Consider the following 20,666-nt stretch of genomic DNA (forward strand, 5'->3'; position numbering starts at 1 on the left):
CCAGAGGGGTCACTGCGGCCCGCGAAGGCGCGCGGCCAGCGCCGGGGGAACTTCCGCTTCCACTTCGACCCCCTCCTCCGCGTACCGCTGCTGCAGGATGCGGCCCTGGGCGTAGATTTGCGCCAGGGTGCCAGCCTGCGCGTAGGGCACGGCCATCCGCAGGCGTACCAGGCGCTGCGGCAGCCGCTGGGCTATCCGCCGCAACAGGTTGAGCAGCCCAAGGCTATATTGGGCGGAGATCAGCACCGCGTCGGGATGCGCCCGGGCCAGGGCCCGGCGCGCCGCCGCGGGCAGGCGGTCGATCTTGTTGAAGGCCACGACCTGCGGCCGGTCCCCCGCTCCCAGGTCAGCCAGGATGCGGTTCACCACCGCCATCTGGTGGGGCCACTGCGGGTCGGCCACGTCCACCACGTGGACAAGCAGGTCGGCGTCGACGGCCTCCTCCAGTGTCGCCCGGAAGGCTGCCACCAGATGCGTCGGCAGTTTGTGGATGAAGCCGACGGTGTCCACCAGTAACACCGTCTGGCGGTTGGGCAAGGTGACCTTCCGCACGGTGGGATCCAAAGTGGCAAAGAGCCTGTCCTCCACCAGCACCCCGGCGTGGGTGAGGGCGTTGAGCAGGGTGGACTTGCCGGCGTTGGTGTAGCCGGTGATGGCGACCACGGGATAGCCGGTGCGTCGCCGCGAGTCCCGCTGCCGGGTGCGGTGCCGGGCTACCTCGTGCAGCTCCCGGCGCAGGTCGGTGATGCGCTGCCGGATGCGCCGCCGATCCACCTCCAGCTTGGTCTCTCCAGGGCCACGGGTACCAATACCCCCTCCCAGGCGGGAGAGCCAGACTCCGCGTCCGGTCAGCCGGGGCAGGAGGTAGGTGAGCTGTGCCAGCTCCACCTGCAGCCGCCCTTCCCGCGTCTGCGCCCTCCGGGCGAAGATGTCCAGCACCAGCGCGGTGCGGTCCACGACCTTGCGCCCCAGCTCTCGCTCCAGGTTGCGCTGCTGCGCGGGGGAGAGCTCCTCGTCGAAGATGACCAGGTCGGCGTCGTGTTCCTCGCACAGCCGCAGTAGCTCCCCCGCCTTTCCCCGCCCGATGAAGGTGGCCGCGTCCGGCCTGGATCGTGCCTGGACCAGGCTGGCGCAGACCTCGGCACCGGCTGTCTGCGCCAGCCTGGCGAGTTCCTCCAGCGAGGCGCTGGTGGGTGGGTGGGGCACCTGACCCGGAGGCGCTGCGTCGGACAGGGAAAGCCCGACCAGGATCGCCCGCTCCGGGCGCGTCACCGCCGTGGCCACAGTAGGGCTGCGCCGCAGGACGCCCTCCACCATCTTGATCCGCGGCGCCACCTCCAGGTGAACCAGAACCTCCGGCGCGTAGGGCCCCTCGACGGTCGTCTGCGGCTCAGCCCCGTCGGGGCCGGGGACCATCATGACCAGCCACCCTTCCCCGGGCCTGCCCTTGCGCGAGTCCACGACCGCCGCCAGGTCGAGGCGCGCCTCGACCACGTGTCGCCCGTCGCCCTCACCCGGAGCCCGCTCCGCCTCGGGGCGGGCGGCGATGTAGCGCAGTCCCACAAGGCGTGAGGAGGAGGCCCGGGCGGTCAGTGAGGGCAGCAGCTCCTGCCACCTGCGGCTGACCACCACCTCCCGCACTGTTCCGTGGCGGTCCACGTAGACCCCCACCTCGCTTTTCAGGGCGTGGGCCAGGTGGGCCAGAGTGTGCAGGAGGTCGGGGGCGGCGATGCGGTCCTGGGGGACGCGCCGACGCAGCAAGGCCTGCAGCATCTGCCGATGCGCAGGGTCGACGGCTCGAGGTAGCCCCCAGATCTGCGGGATCGGCTACCCACCTCCAAAGGCCGCACGCAGGCGGTCGAGTGCCTCCTCCAGGCGGGCGTCCGGCGTGGTCAGCGACAGCCGGACATACCGCTCGCCCTGCCGACCATACCCCACTCCAGGGGTGAGGACAACACCGGTGCGTTCGAGCACCTCCGCGGCGAAGGCCGTTCCACTCCGCCCGCCCGGGGCCTGAAACCAGAGGTAGAATGTTGCCCGCGGCCTAGGCGGGTTCCAGCCCAGGGCATCCAGCGCTTCCACCACCCGGTCGCGGCGGCGCCGGAAGACCTCCAGCCGCTCCTGCACGGGCTCCTGCGGACCCAGCAGCGCGGCGATCCCCGCCTCCTGCACCGCCCGGAAGACCCCCGAGTCGACGTTGGTCTTGATCCGGCTCAACGCGTCGATCAGCTCAGGATGTCCCACCGCGAACCCCAGGCGCCATCCGGTCATGCAGTAGGTCTTGGAGAGGGAGTGAAACTCTACCCCCACCTCCTTGGCGCCGTCCGCCTGGAGGAAGCTGGGCGGCCGGTACCCGTCGTAGGCGATCTCTGAGTAGGAGTTGTCGTGGGCGACGAATATGCCGCGGTCCCGGGCAAACCGCACCACCTCATCGAAGAAGCCAGGCGCTGCCGTGGCCGCCGTGGGGTTGTTGGGGTAGTTGAGGAACAGCAGGCGGGCCCGACGGGCGACCTGGTCCGGAACCGCGGCCAGGTCCGGCAGGTACCCCCGCTCCGGCTGGAGGGGAACGGCGACGGGCTCCCCTTCTGCCAGGATGGTCGCCGCCCTGTAGACCGGATACCCGGGGTCGGGGACGAGGGCCGCCTGCCCCGGATTCAGCACGGCCCAGGGCAGGTGGGCCAGCCCCTCTTTGGATCCGATGAGCGCCAGGACTTCCCGCTCCGGATCCAGGCGGACGCCGAAGCGCCGCCGGTACCACTCCGCCGCCGCTTCCCTGAAGTCGCGGATGCCCGGATACGGCGGATAGCGGTGCGACCGGGGATCCCGGGCCGCGCGGGCGAGGGCCTCCACGATGTGCTCTGGCGTGGGCAGATCGGGGTCGCCGATGCCCAGGTTGATCACGTCAACGCCCCGGGCCTGAAGCTCCTCTTGTTTGCGGTCCAGATCAGCGAAGAGGTAGGCGCCGATCCTGCTCAGTCGCTCCGCCTGCATCACTCCTCCGCTAGCATAGCACGGATAGTGGACGCCACTGTCTCAGGCGCGGCTTCTCCCGCGTCGATCCAGCGGATGCGGGGGTCACGGCGAAACCAGCTCTCCTGCCTCCGGGCAAACCGGCGGGTGTTGCGCTTCAGCGCCGCCACCGCCTCGGCCAGGGTGCTGCGGCCCTGCAGGTAGGGGATGATCTCCTTGTAGCCCAACCCCTGCATGGCCGGTGCCTGCGGGGGCACGCCGCGGGCCAGCAGCTCCTCCACCTCCCTCACCAGCCCCTGTGCCAGTTGCTCGTCCACACGGTGATCGATCCGCCGGTAAAGGAGCGGCCGCGGCACCCACAGGCCGGCGATGAGCACGCGCCACGGTCCCGGCTGCGCCTCCTGCTGCTCAGAGACGGGGCGGCCGGTTGCGGCGATGACCTCCAGTGCCCGGATGACGCGGCGCAGGTTGTGCGGGTGGATTCGCTGCGCGGCCAGCGGGTCGAGCCGCTGCAGGCGGGCGTAGAGGATCCCGGGTGCGGCCTGCTCCTGCGCCTCGGCCTGGCGGCGAAACGCCCAGTCCGGCGGCACACGCGGGATCTGCAGCCCGTCCACCACCGCACGGATGTACAGGCCGGTGCCGCCCACCAGGAGCGGCAGGCGACCCCGGCGGAGGATGTCGGTGATGGCGGACGTGGCCATCCGCTGGTACTGCGCTAGCGTGAAGACCTCGGTGGGCTCAGCGACATCCAGCAGGTGGTGCGGCACCGCGGCGCGGAGCCCGGGCGGCGGCTTGGCCGTGCCAATGTCCATGCCGCGGTAGACGGTTCGCGAGTCGGCCGCGACGATCTCGCCGCCAACCTCTGCCGCCAGGGCGGCGGCGACGGCGGTCTTTCCCGTCGCCGTCGCCCCACAGATAACCACAAGCAACGCTTCCCCTGTCCCCTCCACCGTTCTCCCTTACCGCCTCAGGAACCAGTGCTCCAGGGTCTGGCGGGAGACCCAGACCATGGTGGGGCGGCCGTGGAAGCAGGTGAAGGGGTCCTCGGTCGCGGCCAGATCTCGCAATAGCGCCTCCATCTCCTCCGGCGTCATCGGATCGCCGGCGCGCACCGCGGTATGGCAGGCGGTGGCGATGGCCAGGTGGCGGAGCACCTCGTCACCACGCCGCAGGTCGACCATCGCCCCCAGGGCCCGGCGCACCAGATCTTCTGGGGCACCCCGGGTGAGGGCGGCCGGAGTGCCGCGCACCAGGATGGTGGTCTCCCCGAAGGGCTCCAGGAGGAAGCCCAGGGCAGCCGCCGCCGGAAGGAATTCGTCCAGCACGGCCATCTCCGCGGCGGTCAGGTCGACCGGCACGGGGACGGCCAGGAGCTGGGCGGCGCTTCCAGCGCTGGCCTCGCGCAGCAGTCGTTCGTACAGCACGCGCTCGTGCGCGGCATGCTGATCGACAAGCACCAGGCCGTCTGAGGCCTCCGCCAGCAGGTACGTGGCCAGCATCTGACCCACAGGGCGCAGCGGAGGCAGGCGGCCGGCAGGTTGGGGGTAGAGCGGCTGCATCTCGGCCACAGCGCGTGTCCCTGCGCCAGGCGACACAGCCCGGGGGGGCGACCCGGGGCCCGCGTTGGACCACGCCTCCCCCACCACTGCCGGGGGGAGGCCGGACGGGGCTGCCCGTACCGCAGGGGTGGCCCGCAGGCCCTGAGGCTGGCGCAGCGCCTCCCGCACCGCGCGGACGACTGCGGCGAATATGCGGTGCTCGTCGTTGAAGCGGACCTCCAGCTTGCGCGGATGGACGTTCACGTCCACCAGGGATGGATCAAGCCACAAGAAGACGACGGCGGTGGGGAACCGTCCCGCGGGCATCAGCTCGGCGTACCCTTGCACGATCGCCCGGGAGAGCATGCGGCTGTGTACCGGCCGGCAGCCCACGTACAGGTAGTCAACCTGCCGCCCCGGGCGGGCGCGCTCGGGTCGGACCACCCAGCCCCCGACGGCCATCTCCCCTCCCCCACCCCGCAGCGGCAGCATGGCGGCGGCCAGGTCCCGTCCCAGGACCTGAGCCAGCCGCTCCTGCTGGGTGGCGGCGGGGTAGACCAGGATCTCTCGGCCGTCGTGCCGCAGCCGGAAGGTCACCGCGGGAGCGGCCAGAGCCAGGCGCTGCACCGCGTCGGCGATCAGGGCGAACTCTCGCCCTGGCGACTTGAGGAACTTGCGTCGCGCCGGGGTGTTGGCGAAGAGTTCTGTAACCGTGACCACGGTGCCGGGGGCAGTCCCCGCTGCGCTCACGACCGGAGGACGACCTCCGACGACCACCACCCGGGTCCCAAGGTCGGCGGTGGGCGGACGAGTCACCAGCTCCAGCCGGCTGACCGCGGCGATGCTCGGCAGCGCCTCTCCCCGAAAACCGTAGGTGGCCACCCGCTCCAGGTCTGCCACGTGGGCGATCTTGCTGGTGGCAAAGCGCTGCACCGCCAGCGGAGCGTCCTGGGGGTCCATGCCGCAGCCGTCGTCGCTCACGCGGATCAGGCGCAGACCGGCCCCTTCCACCTCCACGGTGACGACCCGCGCCCCGGCATCCAGGCTGTTCTCGACCAGCTCCTTCACCACCGCCGCTGGCCGCTCCACCACCTCCCCCGCGGCGATCCGTTCGGCGACGGCCCGGTCCAGCACACGGATCCGGCTCACTGCAGGCGCTTCTCCCGCAGCCTCTGGGGGCCTCCTCGCGCGGCGCGCACCCGCTCGCGCAGCTCGCTCAGCCGGTTGAGCGCTTCCAGAGGAGTGAGGGTCTCCACGGCCAGGGCCAGCAGCTCCTGCTCCACCGGCGAAGGGACCTCAAGCGGCAGCGGAATTTGCCGCGCGCCCCGCGCCCTCCCGGGCAGGGGCGCAGCCACGCCCTCCGCGCCGGGCCCCACCGCCGCCTCCAGGTGGGCCAGCACGCGCCGCGCCTGCTCGATCACCGGAGGGGGGATGCCGGCCAGGCGGGCCACGTGGATGCCGTAGGATCGGTCGGCCGCCCCCGCCACCACCCGGTGCAGGAAGACCACCTCCTCCCCTTCCTCCCGCACCAGGACGTTGACGTTGTGCACCCGCGGCAGCAGGGCGGCCAGCTCGGTCAGCTCGTGAAAGTGGGTGGCGAAGAGGGTACGGGCGCCGATCTGGTCGTGCAGGTACTGCACTACCGCCCAGGCGATGCTCATCCCATCGTAGGTGCTGGTGCCGCGCCCCACCTCGTCCAGGATGACCAGGCTCGCCCGAGTGGCGTTGTGCAGGATCTGCGCCGTCTCCTGCATCTCCACCAGGAAAGTGCTGCGGCCCAGCGCCGTGTCGTCGGTGGCGCCCACGCGGGTGAAGATGCGGTCGGTGATCCCCACCACCGCCTCCTCCGCGGGGACGAAGGACCCGATCTGCGCCATGATGGTGAGCAGCGCCGCCTGCCGGCAGTAGACACTCTTGCCGGCCATGTTGGGGCCAGTGACGATGAGGATGGCCCGCTGGTCGACGTCCATTTCCAGGTCGTTGGGCACAAACGCTCCGGCCGGCAGTGCCGCCTCCACCACGGGATGACGCCCGGCGCGGACCCGCAGCACCGGGGCGGTGGTCAACACCGGCCGCGTGTAGCCCCGCACCGCCGCCACCTCCGCCAGGGCGGCCAGGACGTCCCACTCCGCCAGCGCGGCAGCGGTGCGCTGAATGGCCGGGGCGTGGGCGGCAACCTCCTGGCGCACCTCCGCCACCAGGCGGGCCTCCACCTCGGCCATGCGCCCCTCCGCCCCCAGGATCTGGGCCTCCCGCTCTTTCATCTCCGCGGTGATGAACCGCTCGGCGGCGGTCAGAGTCTGCTTGCGGACGTAGTCGGGTGGCACCAGGCGCAGGTTGGGCTTGCTCACCTCGATGTAGTAGCCGAAGACCTTGTTGTAGCCAACCCGCAAGGACTTGATCCCCGTGCGCGCCCGCTCCACCGCCTCCAGGTCGGCGATCCAGCGCTTCCCCTCCCGCGCCGCGCGGCGCAGGCTGTCCAGGTCGGCGTCGTACCCGTCACGGATGACGCCGCCCTGGCGGGACGCCGGGGGGTCATCAACAATGGCCCGGGCGACTAGAGCGGCCGCGGCGGCGTGATCCTCCACCTCTCCGGCCAGATGGCGGAGCCGCGGCGCGGTCGCCTCAGCCAGCGTGGCCCGCAGCGCAGGGAGGCGCTCCAGGGAGAGCCGCAGGGTAACTAGGTCCCGCGGACCGGCAGAGCCGTGGCCGATCCGTCCCACCAGACGCGGCAGGTCAGCGATGGCCTTCAGCGCGTCGCGCACGGCGGACCGCAGCGCTGGCTGCTGCAGCAGCTCCTGGACCGCGTCCAGCCGCGCACCGATGGCGGCCTCCTCCCGCAGTGGCTGTGTCAGCCAGCTCCGCAGCAGCCGCCCGCCCATGGTGGTGACCGTGCGGTCCAGCACCTCCAGCAGGGTGTGGCGCACTCCACCGTCGCGCTGGTTGCGCAGGATCTCCAGGTGCCGCCGGGTCCCCTCGTCCAGCACCAGGTAGTCGTCGAGCGTGTAGGTGCGCAGGCCGCGCAGGTGCTCCAGGGGACTGAGCTGCGTCTGCTGCAGGTAGTGCAGCAGGACGCCGGCAGCGGTGGTGGCCGCCGGGAGGGTGGCGCAGCCGAACCCCTCCAGGCTGTGCACGCGGAAGTGCTCCTGCAGGATGCGGCCTGCGGTGGCCGGATCCCAGCGCCACTCCTCCAGCGGGGTGAGGTGCGCTGGGGCCAGGGTGGTACGCAGCGCCTCGGCTGCCCCGGCGGAGACCAGGATCTCCCGTGGCTCCAGCCGCGCGATCTCCTCGCGCAGGCGAGGCCACTGCGCGGAAGGGACCTCGGTCACCAGGAATTCGCCGGTGGAGAGGTCGGCCGCAGCCAGACCCCAGCGCTCGCCGTGGCCAGCGAGCGCGGCCAGGTAGATGCTGGCCCGGGGCGGGAGGAGGCTCTCGTCCATCACCGTGCCCGGAGTGATGATCCGGGTCACCTCGCGGCGGACCAGTCCCTTCGCCCGCCGGGGGTCTTCCACCTGGTCGCACAGGGCCACCCGGTAGCCTCGCTCCACCAGACGGGCCACGTAGCCCATGGCTGCATGGTAGGGAACGCCGCACATGGGGATGCGCCTCCCCTTCCCCACCTCCCGCGAGGTGAGGACGATCTCCAGCTCTCGCGCCGCGGTCTTGGCGTCGTCGTAGAAGAGCTCGTAGAAGTCGCCCAGGCGGAACAGCAGCAGCGTCCCCGGCAGGCGAGCCTTCAACTGGTGGTACTGGCGCATCATGGGGGTGAGATCGTGCAGGCTCATTGCCACATATCAAACCTCGCCGGCTGCCCGGTCTCTTCGTATCACCGCAGGGGGAATCCTGCCCGGAATTGGGCATATAGCCCACGGAGCGCCCCCGGACGCTCCACAGATCCTGCCTCGAGGTGTCACCATGCGCATGACGCTTGCCCTCCTCCTGCTTGCCCTCTCGCTTCCCGTCTCCGCAGCTCCCTCCTCCGCTCCTGATCCCACCCTGGCCGCACTGGCCGCTCTGAGCGGCCCGGCGTTCGACCTCGCCTACATGCGGGCCCTCATCCCCGTGCACGAGGAGGCGGTGGAGATGGCGCTGGCGGCCACCCTGAACGCCGACCACGCCGAGCTCCTCAAGTGGAACCAGCGCGTGGTCGAGCGAAAGAACACCCAGGTACGGCAGATGCTGGTATGGCTGCGCGAGGCCGGCGCCTCGCCGGGACAGCGCTATGCCGGGGTGGCTACCTCTGCAGTGAAGAAGCTGCGCGGCCTCAAGGGTGCGGCCCTGGAGCGGTCGTACATCCCCATGATGGCCGGGCAGCTGGAACGCAGCGTCGCCCTCTCCCGCCTGGCCGCGGCGAAGGGGCACCGCCCGGAGCTCCGGGCCATGGCCGGAGAGATCGCCCGCGTGGAAGCCCAGGAGGTGACCATGCTGCGCGGCTGGCTGCGGAAGTGGTACCCGGGCTAGGGCACCCCGAGAACGCATAGGCCGGGACCACCCGGCAGGGAAAGCCGGCCCCTTCCCTGGAACCTCCAGAGGGAGCCTCCTTGCGCCGTGGCCGGGTCTGTACGGCCTACGCGCCGGGCGGAACCCCGGACCGGCGGTCTGCGTACTTTATAGCGGCTGGACTGCTCGCGTGCGACGGACCGACAAAGGAGGGATGCTCGTGCCCCGCACCAAGCTTGTCGCCCTGCTGGCGGCCGCGCTGCTGCTGGGCGGCGCTGCCGGCGCCTACGCCCAGGACATCACTGGCATCATCAAGACGGTGGGCATCGGCGCGGCCGTCAGGATGTTCGCCCCGCAGATCAACGACTTCATCAACCGCCTGCTGCTCTCGAAGGATGCTGAGACGAAGGCCACCACCAAGGTGGTGCCCATCCTCAGCATATCCATCGGGGTGGGCGCCCCCGGCCGGGCGACCATCGGCGCCGCGCAGGTGGCGGGCCCGAAGAACGCGGTGAACAGGGTTCAGGCCGTTGCCGCTCTGGATGCTAACTTCGCCGGGGTCTGGCAGATCAGGGCTCTGATTCCGGTGGACGGCCTGGAGCCCTGGAAGAGCCTGCGCCGCGTGGTGGGGGTGGGGGTCTCCGCCATTATTGACCTGCGCATCTGAGTCCGCCAGGCCTGCGCGCAACCAGGAATTCCTGCGAACCTTCGGAGGTCATGCAGGAATGCTTTGTTACCCATCGTGATGCCTGATCAGTTTACGGTGAGAGTCGGACCGGAGTAGCGCTGGACGGTGACGGAGACTCCCGACGTCGTTGCCCCGGGACTGATGACGACACCCGGGGTCTGGCCGAAGAAGTCGTCGGCGTCCACGGTCCCGTCGGCGTTGAAGTCCTGCCAGACGAAGACCGTCTTGGTCCCCGCCTGCGCACTAGTGATCAGGAACGCGCCGCTGCCCGCCACCTCCACGCCGTCGCTCTGCCGCCTGATTGTCGTTCCGTCGATGACCCCCGAGAATGCCCGCATCCGTGTGGACGCTGCGGCGCCCCCGATCGCTGCAGACGCGTCCACCAGCCCGGAACCGAACTCCGCGTCCTTCCCCGAAGCCCCCAGGTCGGTGGCTGTGCCCTCCAGCCTGGCCTGAATGGCGGCGGGGCCGACCCACCCCCGTGAGATCATGAGGGCGATGACCCCGGCGACGTGCGGGGTAGCCATGGAGGTACCCTGGAAGCCCACGTACGCGTTGGCGAAGCCATCGTACGGCCGCCAGCTCGTGCTGAGGACGAACCAGCCGCCGTCTCCACCCGGAGCGGCGATGTCCAGCTCCGGGCCGCAGTTCGAGTAGGAGGCACGAGCGGGCGGGCTTCCATTTCCTGTGGCCGCTACGGCGATGACCTGAGCGTTGCGCGCGGGATAGCTCACCGGTCCGCAGGAACCGTTCCCAGCCGCCGCCACCAGAGTGACGCCGCGGGCACGCGCGTAGGAGATGGCATTGTCCACGGTGGTGCTGTCCACCGCGCCGGCCAGGCTCATGCTGATCACTTTGGCCCCGTGATCTGCGGCGTACGTGATTGCTGCGGCCAGGTCGGCGTAGGAGCCCACGCCACAGGCGGAGAGGCTTGGGTCCTCGCCCAGAATGCGGATGGGCATGACCATCGTGGCGGCCGCCCCGCCCCAGGTCACCCCGGCCACGCCGACCGCGTTGTTCGTCAGCGCACCAATGGTGCCGGAGACGTGGGTCCCGTGACTGAAGTCCGTGGGGTCGACCGTGGGACACCCCGGGTCCGTGGGATCGGCGTCGTCTGGATCCGCGAAGAAGTCGAAGCCAGGCACGGTGACCCCTGCCAGATCGGGGTGGTCAAACCTGATCCCTGTATCCAGCACCGCCACGATGGTCACTCCGCCCGTCGTCGTCTCCCACGCCAGCGGCAGGTTGATCAGGGGAAAGTGCCATTGCGCCGTGTACATCGGGTCGTTAGGAGTCGCTGCAGCGTACACATACGCATCCTGCTCCACGTACTCCACCAGGCCTGATGCCCGGTAGGCGGCCATGGCCTCGGCCGCGGAAGCGCCGGGCCCCAGGCGGACGACCTGCACGTCCAGCCGGTCGATCGTGCCCACCACGACCGCCTTCGCCTGCGCGTGCACCCTGGCTGAGGCGGAGGCGCCGATCCCCGGACGGAACTTCACCATCAACCGGTCTGGGACGTGCACGGGCCGCGCTCCGCGCGGACGTAGAGGGAGCAGCAAGGTGCCCGGCAAGGCGGTGGTCGAGGCGGTGCGCGAGGCTGACACCGTGACTGTGCCCGACACCGCGCCTGTCAATCCACCGGGCGCCGGCCCTACGCCGCTGCTCCCGCAGGCGGAGACCGTGAGGGCCAGGGTAACCAACAGGGTAGCACAACGCGGCGGGGGGCCCCCGCACCTCTGCGGTGTCGCGATTAGGGGATACTGGCAGGCTGACATGGTTCTCAAGGGATCGTCTCCTTCAGCTCCTCCGCCCCGGCGAGAAGGTAGTTCCCCGGAAACGAGTCCGCGGCCGTGCTTAAGCACCGCCAGAGATGAGCCTGTATTCAGCCTGGCTGAGGGGAAATCCTCTCAATCCGGAACAGAGCCTGCTAGCTAGACTCCCAGTACCCGCGGTAGGGCAGCGTCGAGTTCGGCGGGCGGGAATTTCCTTGAGCCCACGAAGCAGGAATTTCCTTGGGCGCCACGAACTGGCGGCGTATGTTGTGCGAAGATCCTCTCCGGGAGGTGAGAGAAGTGCGCGTCAGACCCGTGGTACTCATTCTCGCTGCCGTGCTTGTGGTTACTGCGTGCGGTGCGGCAGGTGTGGCGCAACTGGCCACGATTGTCAGCAGATTTGCCGATCCCGCTGGTGATACGGCAGCAGGGGCACCGCCCACTGTATATGACGCCCTCACCATGGTCACCAGGCGCATAGACAATTCCCCCTTCGGTTCCTACGATACCCTCCAGGTGGAAGTCACGTTTGCCCAGCCTGTCGTACTTCCTCCTCCGGGAGGTACCGGTGATGCAGCGGGTACCCAGATGGTCCCCGAACTCGCCATTGACACGGACGAGAACCCTGCGACCGGGCTGTCTTACGGATGTGGGGCATTGGGCTTTTCCATGCCCGGTGGCGATTTCTTCCTGGTCTCCTGGGAGGGACCTGGCCGCCTCGCCAACGGAAACTACACTATCGTGGACACCACGCTTAGCCCCGTGGGGGAAGCCAGTGTAGCTGTCTCCGGAAACACCCTGACGTTCAACATCCCTCTTTCCGCGCTAGGCGGTGACGACGGGGCCACACGTACGGGGATCTTCGCGGGGAACATGAACGGCGGCTCGATTAAGGTGACCGATTGCGCTCCCAACGGAGGCGGCATGGTTATCACAAAGCAAGGCGGTCCCGGTCTTGGAGTCCGTCGCTGACTCACCTCTCAAGTTGGAAAGACCCTCGGGCAGCCAGTCGCTGTCGGCTGGCTCCCGCTCCATATCCGGCATGCCGAATTGAGCAAACGCGGACTCAGAGCGGGGATGGCAGGCTGTTCGAAGCCCGGAGCGGATGTGGTCCTGCAGCACAGGCTGGAGGAGTTGGAGGCCCCTGTTCAGAACATAGCCAGCGCCAAGACGTGCCATCCGCCATGGGATATCGCTTGCTCTTTCCGCTCCTGCTGGTCCTGACGCTGCCGGCCTGCGGCACCCTGACCGGTCTTCCCCCTCTTGCCCCCGGCGCCGACACCACCGCGCCCACCGTCACCGCCACCGTGCCCGAGCGCGACGCCACCGTTCCTGCGGACGCCCAGATCTCCGTCACCTTCAGCAAGACCATGAACCCGCGCACGGTCACCCTGACCTCCGACCCGGCAGTCACCTTCACCCCCGCCCAGTGGTCGGCCGACGGGCGCACGGTCAGCGTCCGCCCGCAAGACCCCTTCAATCCGGGCACCAAGTACACCATCACCGTCACCGGGCGTGACCAGGCGGGGAACGCGCTGGCCACGTTCACCTGGTCGTTCACCGCCGGTCCCCCCGCGGCCCGTGCCGGCACCGGGCAGGCGCGGCTGCGGGACCGCGTGGAGGTGCGCAGCGACGAGCGCCTCTTCACCCTCTTCGCCGCACTGAACGCCGCGGGGTACGACGAAGGGCTCAAGGAGTCGGGTGCGGCGCGTCAGGCCGTGCGGGAGAAGCTGGGGGAGCTGGCCCTTAAGGTGGTGGAACCGGTGCGCCGCTACCGGGATGAGCACCAGCAGCCCCTGGAGGCGTACGTGCGCTACGTCCTGACCCTCGGTCCGCCGCCTGGCTTCGCCGAGCAGCGCGCCCCCGAGGGCCTTGATGGCTTCGGCCGGGTGCTTGCCGACTTCTACCGGGCCGCGGGCGTGGCCGACCTCTGGAAAGCCCAGGCGGAAGCCCACACCCAGGCCGCATCCGCCCTGGCCGCCGAGGGGCTGACGTTGATGGGGCGTACGCTGGACTACCTGCGAGCAGGTGACGTCCCGCGCGAACGCATCCTCCTCGTGCCCAACCTACTTGATGTGCCCGGCCGCGAATACCTGGTGCGTCTGGACGGGACGGCCGTCTTCGTCCTAGGCGCCCCCGGGAAGGTCGACCCCCTCCCCCTGGCGGCGCTCACCGTGCGGCTGGTCCTCGGCCAGCCCCGGCCCGAGGCCGAACTGGAGGTGCAGCGGACCGGTGTCCTCTACGACCTGGTGCGGGAGACTGCCCAGCGTCACGGCTATCGGGATTGGCCCACGGTCATCCGGGAGAGCCTCGTCGCCGCGGTCACCGCCCGCCTGGGGGTTCCCGCCGACCAGCGCTCCGCCTTCCTCCGTCGCCACTATGACCGAGGTCTCATCCTGGTGGATCACTTCGCCGAGGAGCTCGCCCGCTACGAGCGTGACTCGCTCCCCCTGGCAGACTTCCTCCCCCAGATGTTGCGCACGGTGAACCTGGACGACCAGCGCCGCCTGTTCGCGGAGCGCCGGCGCTAACCACCCAGAAATTCGCCTCCCCAATTTGCGGGGGCCCCGGCCCGTACCAGGCCACATTTCCCGGACGTGCTCCAGCCCTGGATGCTGCAGTCGGGTCTTGGCCCGAGGGATCGGGGGCTCAGGGGACGGCCAGCCGGATGTCGCCGGAGACGATGTCGAACGACGGCAAAGGGGCGTCGCCGACCGGGTCGGTGAACGTCACAAAGGTGTCCCGTGGCACCTCCAGCGTGACGAACCCGAAGATATCCCGGGCGCCAGGCCCCAGGGCATCCAGAGGATGCTGGTTGTCGTCCACGGTGACCACGTTCACCTTCACCCGGCTCGGCGGCACCGTATCTGTCTGCAGGCTGCCCAGGGGCACCCGCGCCCGGATGGTCCGCCCGTCGGGGAGGAGCTCCCCGAAGAAGAACGGTTCTGGCGGGCGAATCGCCTCGAAGCCGAACGGGCGGTAGGGGACGGAGGGAACGCGTCCGAAGAAGAAGCGCCCCCCACGCAGCAGGACGTAGTGTGTCCAGTTGGTGCTGTCGGGCTGCGGGCCGCGCAGGATGCTCTCGTCGACGGTGAAGGGGATATAGTAGGAGCCCCCCGAGGGGCGAATAGGCCCGGCAAAGACCACCGTGATGACAACCTGCGGCCCTGCCTGTGCGTCTCCCGGCACGGGGGAGACCAGCAGGGCCAGGAGAACGACGCTAATGGTGACCCCGACGGATGGTGCTACCCGGCCCATCATGGCTACCTCCCCCTTTCCGACCTCCCTGGCCGGTTCCTCCCCGGGCGCCTTCTACCCCCTTTACCGCGCCCGGAGGCCACAGGCCTGCTCCTACGGCGCCCCGGTGAAGGGGAACGACTGGTCGAAGAGGAGGCCGGTCTGTCCAAGGCCGATCCTTCCCCGCCCCCAGGGGATGGCGGTGAGCCAGGCTTCCAGCCAGAGCTCCTGGCGCGCGCCCAAATAGGTCAGCCCCACGGCCAGACAGTCGCAGAAGATGCGGGTGACCGAGAGCCGGTCGTGCACGACCTGATTGGTGGACGCGTTGTAGAACCCCAGGTAGCGGAGGTGCCACTCGGGGCTGAGGCGCAGGTCGAGGTTGGCCTCAACCCGCTCCAGCCGTCCGGCGGTTGGGCTGTAGCTCGCTGCCAGCGCCACGGTCCAGCCCGGCCTGGGGATGGCCACCGCCTGCGCCACCAGGTTGCCGAGCCGCTGCGCCAGGGCATCATAGGTCAGGGACGCCCGGGCGAACAGGCCCGGCGTCCGGTAGGTCAGGCTGGCTTCGGCGAAGCTGAACACGCCAGCGATCTGATCGAAGAGGAAGGGGCTGCTCCCGGTCACGGCCTGAGTGGTGTAGGCGGTCCGGAACTCCAGTAGCGGGGTGAGCGGGCGCACGTAGTCAACCCGACTGCCTGTAAAGAAGCGGCCTTCCCCACTGGTATACCAGCTCCCCCGGCCGAAGGCGTGGAGCTGCAGCGTGCCCCCTGCAATCGTCACCGGCCCGCTTAAGGTAAGCAGGGCGTCGGCCCGACTGGCGTCGGTGACAGCGGGCGGGGCGACAGTGTGCTCCCGGAAGCGCCCCACCCCCCCTTCGACCTGCAGGACGAAAGGCGATCGCCCCAGGCGGAAGGGAGAGAGAGCGAACGTCAGCTCAGGCAGGCGCTCCAGGATGTAGCGCTGGTCCCCGGGGAAGGCATCGCCGTCCAGGTCCCAGCTCGTTTCCGCCACCAGAGTGGCAGAGAATCCGGGCCTGAAGTGTCGCAGGACGAGTCTGGGCACCAGCTCATCATCGATCCCGGAGGGCCCTGCGGTCCGCGAGAACCTCACGATGGCATCCCCGCTCAGGCCGGGAGAGAGCGTCTGGCTGTGCACCAGGTGGCTGGTGAAGCTATACACCGGGCCGAATGAACTGCTGGAGAGGGTAGAAAAGAGAAAGGTGCTCGCACGCGCCGTGCGGTAGCTGAGGTCGGTGGCGGCGTAGAGGTCGCTGGCGGCGGGGGCGGCCGTCGGCGCCCGGAGGCTGTAGTCGGCAAAGAGGCCCAGGTGGAGCGCAGGCGACAGCTCCTGCCGGTGAGTGAGGATGGCGCGCCAGTCTACCTCCTCGAGCTGCCGGTTGGCCAGGCGGTAGAGAAGCGCATTCCCCTGCCCCCGCTCGCCGGCAAGGCGGTAGAAGTGGTCGACGCCCAGGCCGGCGCCCAGCCGCTCCATGTAGTCGGCCAGGAGGAACCCCCAGTGCTGGTCGTTGAGGAAGTAGCTGTAGCGGGTCTTGACGAACCAGCCCTCGGCCGGGCTGTAGCCGACAACAGGAAAGAGGCGGCTCTCCTGGCGCTCCCGCAGGAAGATGATGAAGGAGGGCAGGGTGAGAATGCGGCGTCCGGCCACCCACAGGGACACGCGGCGCCCGACCACCTTGTCGTTGAGGAAGACGGCGATCTCCTCCGCGGTCAGGTGAACCAACGGATCGTCCGGATCGCAGGTGGTGACGAAGCCTTGGCGGATCGACACCGTGCGGTCCAGCACCCCCTCCAGCCGCTGCGCCCGTAGGTAGACTCGTCCCAGCACCAGGGGGCTAGTCACCTCCGTCCGCGCCTGGTGCAAAACGCCAAGGCGGGTGCGCAGGTTGTAGGTCAGGAGGTCCGCGCTGGCCTCCTGGGAGCCCGCGCGCAGCCGGACGCGGCCCTCCGCCGTCACCTCACCGGTCTCCAGGTTGGCCACCAGCGCATCGGCGTGGATGGTCACCCCCTCGAAGGCGAGGATGACGTTTCCCGTGGCAACCAGGACGCGGGTGCGCCGGTCGTAGCGGAAGGTCTCGGCGCGGATCCGTACCGGAACCTCGTCCCCCGGAGTCACCGGGGCCTCCTGAGCGCCGCCGGAGGCGCCGGTTGCGGGCGAGGGGATGGTGACGGCCAGGAGGACCGCGACGGCAGCGGCGAATGCGCGGCGGGGACGCAAGGGAGGACGCAGAGGACGGCGAGTCGTGAGTTGGGAATTTCGCCTGACCCTTTCCCTCTCCTGCCGCCCCTCGTTGATCCCGCCGGCCTCCAGACCGAAGCAGAGCGTTCAGGGCTGGGGATGCTTTGGAGGAGGCGGCCCCACCGGTTTCCTGGCCTGGACCACTACCACATCGGGGGCCACGCAGAGCACCAGGTGGGACTGCCGCAGGCTCCTCAGGACCTTCGCCTCCTCCACGCCCTGGGGAATGCGAATGACGTAGACGCGCCCCGCCTCATCCGCCCGCACAATGTGCAGGCCGAGCCCGAGCAGCACCGCAGCCGCAGCGGAGGGTGAGGCGGTGGGGACGAACCAGACACGGTACTGGCGGGGAATGACCACCACCCGCTGGGGACCCGCAGGTCCGGTCGCACCGCTCCCCCACACCACCGACTCTGAACAGGCCACCGTCAGAGCCAGAAGTGCCGCTCCTGCCACCCGGATGGCCAACCGCCTGCCCGGGGAACATGGTTCAACAGGAGACGATGTCCCCAAGAATCGCATGCAATGCTTGGGGTGCCTCTGGGCTGGCACCATCGGCGCCTCCCTCTATCCCTAGAAACGCCGGTGGACAGCGGCAGGTTCGGCGGGCCGGGCGGAGCAGGGTTGCACTCCCTCCCGGCCCGCGACCCGCCTCTACGGACTGGCCGCAGCGTTGACCGCAGCACCGGCGTCGAGCAGCCCCCAGCCGTAGGAGCCGGCACCCGGCGCGTAGACCGTGGGTGAGGCGCACCGGCTCCCGCTGTAGTCCGGCCGGGCATACCCGGAGCAGGGCGCCTTAGCCGTGTTCTGGAGGATGGTCCTGACCTGCTGAGGGGTAAGGCCGGGATTGCGTTCCAGCATGAGGGCCACCGCCCCGGTGACATGCGGCGCGGCCATGGAGGTGCCCCTGATGAACCCGTTGCTCCCCTGGGCAGCGGGAAACAGGGAGTAGATGGGCTCGCCCGGGGCGGCGATGGTCACGTAGGGGCCGGCGGAGGAGAAGGTGGAGACCCGGTTGGTCGGTGTGGAGGAGGCGACTGCGATCATTCCGGGGATCGTCGTGGCAAACGCCGCCGGGTAGGCGGGGGCATTCGTCGGAGAGAAGCTATTGCCGGCGGCGAAGACGGGCACGCAGTTGTTGGCAATGGCGAACTCGATGGCGTCTACCTCCGCGCGCGATCCCACCAGACCGCCCCAGGAGGCGTTGAACACCCGGCACCCCAGCTCGACGGCTTTAAGCATCCCGTTGACCACCATCATCGTAGTCCCACCCTGGGGACCGAGCAGCCGGATGGGAATGACCTGGGCGCCGGGAGCCACGCCCACCATGTCTACGCCGTCCGCCTTGGCAGCCACCGTCCCGGTGACGTGGGTCCCGTGTCCGCCTGTGTCAGAGTTGGCGCCCGCCGGGATGGCCAGGTTGTCCACAGCGTCCCAGCCGGGGAGGCACTTTCCGGCAAGCTGGGGATGGGTGCAGTCCACACCTTCGTCGGTGATGGCCACCTTCACCCCGCTCCCGTCCACGGAACTCCAGGCCACGGGTGCGCCGATGCGGTGCATGTCCCACTGCCAGGTGGCCTCAGAGGCAGGCACGAGCGTGCCGTCCAGACGCGTGACCTGGAAGGCCGAGTGGAACTCGCTGAGCTTGGGGTCGGTAGGGCTGATCGCTCCGCTGGGGGCAAGGGCAGGTACGGTGCTCCCAGAGCCAGCCACCTGCGCGGTCTCGCCGTCGACCCGCCAGCGGCGCAGGTTTAACTCCGCGTATTCTACGCCCGGCTGCGCCGCGTACTGAGCGATGTACTCCGCTTCCCTTCCCGGCGGTACCTCCACCAGCACAAAGGTGAAGCCTCCGCCTCGCCCTGCGGCGGTGGCCTGGCGAAGCGCCCTGGCCGAGCCGATCTCCCTGGGATTTGCGCCGGGGCGGTACTTCACCACAATCTGGCCGGCCACGTACTGGTCAGCCGGCGCGCTGGAGACCGGGGGAAATCCCGGCGTCCCTCCTCCCGGCGTGCCGGAGGGGCTCATCACGGAGCCGCACGCGGTGGCCAGGATCAGCGCGGCGGGAATGAGGAGGCGAGACGTCGGCACGGGCCGGGCAGTGGCAGTCCGGATCCTCATGGTCACCCCTCCCCTCACCGAGTAAAGGCAATCATGTCCGACCGTGACCAGCGGTCGTCGTTGTTGCTGAAAGGCGTCCGATCCAGAAGCGGGCGGTGCAGCGCTCCACCTGCCCGCAGGGCCTGGCGCAGCGGAGCAGCGCTGCGCACTAGCTGCGCCCGGTCCCCTCTAGCGGCCCGGAAGCGAAGGGTACCGGGCCGCAGCACTCCTCCCCGCGCCCGCAGGGCCGGACGCAGCCGCTCGCGTCCGATATAGTCGGCAGACGTGAGGCTGTCGTTGGCGAAGACCATGACGCTGTAGCTGCCGGCCGGCAGCGCCGCGGGCAGGGTCACGGAGAGGCTGGAGCTCGTGGCCGCGTAGTAGACCAGGTTCCCGCCCGCGTCGAAGACATCCACCTCGTAAACGGTGGCCCCGGAGCTGGCAGCCCAGCTGATCGCCGGCGGGTTACCCGTACCGACCGTGGGTGTACCAGGGCGCGGCAGGTAGCTGACGTTCAGGGCTGTCGCCCCGCTGGTCAGGTAGGTGGTGGTTAGACCGAACACCGTGAAGGTAAACGTCGAGGTGTCCAGAGCCCCGGCGAACCCGAGCCCGTACCAGTAGACGCTCTGGGCCAGCGAGATCTGGGGGATGGGGGTGGTCACCGACGTCACGGTGCTGTCGTGGTAGACCTCCCCGAGCCACAGGTCCAGGCTGTGGATGGCGTGGTAGAGAAACAGGTCGGTGAGGGAAAACCCCACCGTGCTCTCGCTGTCAAACGGCGCAAGGAAACTCTTTCCCTCGCTGTCCAGCACTGTGGGCAGGCTGCCGGTGACGTTTGCCATCGGGAAGTCGCCGTAGGCCAGCGTTCCACCGATCAGGTTCACCGCCGGGTCGTACGCGTACTGGGTGAAGTAGAGGTGCGTCGCTCCCAGCACCCCGCTGCCCAGCCCTCCCACGCCGTCCCAGTTGCCGCCGAAGAGCGATCCAGTCACGGCCGGCCGCTCGTTGGACATCCCGGTCCGGTTAATGGTGAAGCCGCCGGTGGCGTTGGTGATGTCGTCAAAAAGCCCGGTATAGGTGACGATGCCCACGTTCCCGGGAACCTGGCAGGAAGCCGATGAGGAGCTGCAGTTGTCGGGGCCGGCCTGCGGGCTGCCGTCCGCGCGCTTAAGCGTGCCTGTGATCGTCCCGGTGAACGGACCGGAGATGGTGCGCGGAGGGGTCTGGTCGCTGGGGAGACGGTGGACCAGGACGAGGACGATGTCCCTGCCTGTGGTGGCCACATTCAGGTCACGGATGGTCAGCGCGGCTGCGGGCAGGGTCGAGGGCGGTGCGGCACTCACGTCGTACACCCCAGAAGGGGACGAGGAGAAGTTCGCCCGGCCGCTGGCGTCGGTAGTCTGCGAGACTGCGCTACCGCCGGCGGGCGTGACGGTCACGACGACCCCGGCGGCGGGCTGCCCGCTGAAGCCACCGCTGCCGCTACCCAGGATCACCAGCACTGAGAACGGAGCGACGGCCGCAGGGGGCGCTCCAGTGACGCCACACCCGCTGACCGCCAGGGCCGTGCCGATCGCCAGAACCAGGACTGCCGAGGAGCGCTTCCGCAAGCTCGATCACCTCCTCGATGACCTGTTCCGCCATCACGCATGCATACGTTGCGGTTCT

Annotated in this window: 15 protein-coding genes; 4 read left to right on the forward strand and 11 right to left on the reverse strand. The window is 69.5% G+C overall.

Annotation, left to right across the window (positions count from 1 at the left end; all coding sequences use genetic code 11):
• Positions 1-9: 9 nt before the first annotated feature.
• From hflX to mutS, 5 genes are read right to left on the reverse strand one after another with little or no spacing between them, the layout of a single operon-like run.
• Positions 10-1,773 (reverse strand): GTPase HflX, encoded by a 1,764-nt coding sequence (gene hflX, locus QN152_03495; GenBank protein MDR7538578.1) that lies wholly within the window; start codon positions 1,771-1,773, stop codon positions 10-12.
• Positions 1,774-1,827: 54 nt separating this feature from the next.
• Positions 1,828-2,994, reverse strand: coding sequence for an LL-diaminopimelate aminotransferase (locus tag QN152_03500; GenBank protein ID MDR7538579.1), 1,167 nt, complete (start codon positions 2,992-2,994; stop codon positions 1,828-1,830).
• The gene (gene miaA, locus QN152_03505) at positions 2,991-3,920 is read right to left on the reverse strand and encodes a tRNA (adenosine(37)-N6)-dimethylallyltransferase MiaA (protein ID MDR7538580.1); all 930 of its coding nucleotides are present in this window, start codon (positions 3,918-3,920) and stop codon (positions 2,991-2,993) included. The genes QN152_03500 and miaA overlap by 4 nt, the downstream gene beginning before the upstream one ends.
• A gap of 9 nt (positions 3,921-3,929) precedes the next feature.
• Positions 3,930-5,657 carry a DNA mismatch repair endonuclease MutL gene (mutL, locus tag QN152_03510; protein ID MDR7538581.1) on the reverse strand — a complete coding sequence of 576 codons (1,728 nt, stop codon included), beginning with the start codon at positions 5,655-5,657 and terminating at the stop codon, positions 3,930-3,932.
• Entirely contained in the window at positions 5,654-8,287 is a 2,634-nt protein-coding gene (gene mutS / locus QN152_03515) for a DNA mismatch repair protein MutS (protein MDR7538582.1), read from the reverse strand. The genes mutL and mutS overlap by 4 nt, the downstream gene beginning before the upstream one ends.
• Positions 8,288-8,423: 136 nt before the next feature.
• Between mutS and QN152_03520 the strand changes: the two genes are divergently transcribed.
• Together QN152_03520 and QN152_03525 are read left to right on the forward strand one after the other, a co-directional pair.
• Positions 8,424-8,969: a DUF305 domain-containing protein gene (locus QN152_03520; GenBank protein ID MDR7538583.1), complete on the forward strand. Its 546-nt coding sequence runs from the start codon at positions 8,424-8,426 to the stop codon at positions 8,967-8,969.
• Positions 8,970-9,168: 199 nt separating this feature from the next.
• Positions 9,169-9,615 (forward strand): hypothetical protein, encoded by a 447-nt coding sequence (locus QN152_03525; protein ID MDR7538584.1) that lies wholly within the window; start codon positions 9,169-9,171, stop codon positions 9,613-9,615.
• An 86-nt stretch (positions 9,616-9,701) separates the two neighbouring features.
• Here QN152_03525 and QN152_03530 read toward each other — a convergent pair whose 3' ends face one another.
• Positions 9,702-11,162, reverse strand: coding sequence for a S8 family serine peptidase (locus QN152_03530; protein MDR7538585.1), 1,461 nt, complete (start codon positions 11,160-11,162; stop codon positions 9,702-9,704).
• Between the two features lie 549 nt (positions 11,163-11,711).
• Between QN152_03530 and QN152_03535 the strand changes: the two genes are divergently transcribed.
• Together QN152_03535 and QN152_03540 are read left to right on the forward strand one after the other, a co-directional pair.
• Complete coding sequence (locus QN152_03535) at positions 11,712-12,383, forward strand: hypothetical protein (GenBank protein MDR7538586.1); 672 nt, start codon at positions 11,712-11,714, stop codon at positions 12,381-12,383.
• Positions 12,384-12,595: 212 nt separating this feature from the next.
• A complete protein-coding gene (locus QN152_03540; protein ID MDR7538587.1) occupies positions 12,596-13,942 on the forward strand; it encodes an Ig-like domain-containing protein in 1,347 nt (448 codons plus the stop codon).
• A 118-nt stretch (positions 13,943-14,060) separates the two neighbouring features.
• Here QN152_03540 and QN152_03545 read toward each other — a convergent pair whose 3' ends face one another.
• The 5 genes from QN152_03545 to QN152_03565 form a co-directional block, all read right to left on the reverse strand.
• Complete coding sequence (locus tag QN152_03545) at positions 14,061-14,672, reverse strand: hypothetical protein (protein ID MDR7538588.1); 612 nt, start codon at positions 14,670-14,672, stop codon at positions 14,061-14,063.
• Positions 14,673-14,762: 90 nt separating this feature from the next.
• A complete protein-coding gene (locus tag QN152_03550; protein MDR7538589.1) occupies positions 14,763-16,778 on the reverse strand; it encodes an LptA/OstA family protein in 2,016 nt (671 codons plus the stop codon).
• Positions 16,779-16,988: 210 nt separating this feature from the next.
• Complete coding sequence (locus QN152_03555) at positions 16,989-17,369, reverse strand: hypothetical protein (GenBank protein MDR7538590.1); 381 nt, start codon at positions 17,367-17,369, stop codon at positions 16,989-16,991.
• A gap of 186 nt (positions 17,370-17,555) precedes the next feature.
• Positions 17,556-19,019 (reverse strand): S8 family serine peptidase, encoded by a 1,464-nt coding sequence (locus QN152_03560; protein ID MDR7538591.1) that lies wholly within the window; start codon positions 19,017-19,019, stop codon positions 17,556-17,558.
• A 14-nt stretch (positions 19,020-19,033) separates the two neighbouring features.
• Complete coding sequence (locus QN152_03565; GenBank protein MDR7538592.1) at positions 19,034-20,608, reverse strand: hypothetical protein; 1,575 nt, start codon at positions 20,606-20,608, stop codon at positions 19,034-19,036.
• Positions 20,609-20,666: the final 58 nt, after the last annotated feature.

Source organism: Armatimonadota bacterium (genome assembly GCA_031459715.1).
Classification (GTDB): Bacteria; Sysuimicrobiota; Sysuimicrobiia; order Sysuimicrobiales; family Humicultoraceae; genus Humicultor; species Humicultor tengchongensis.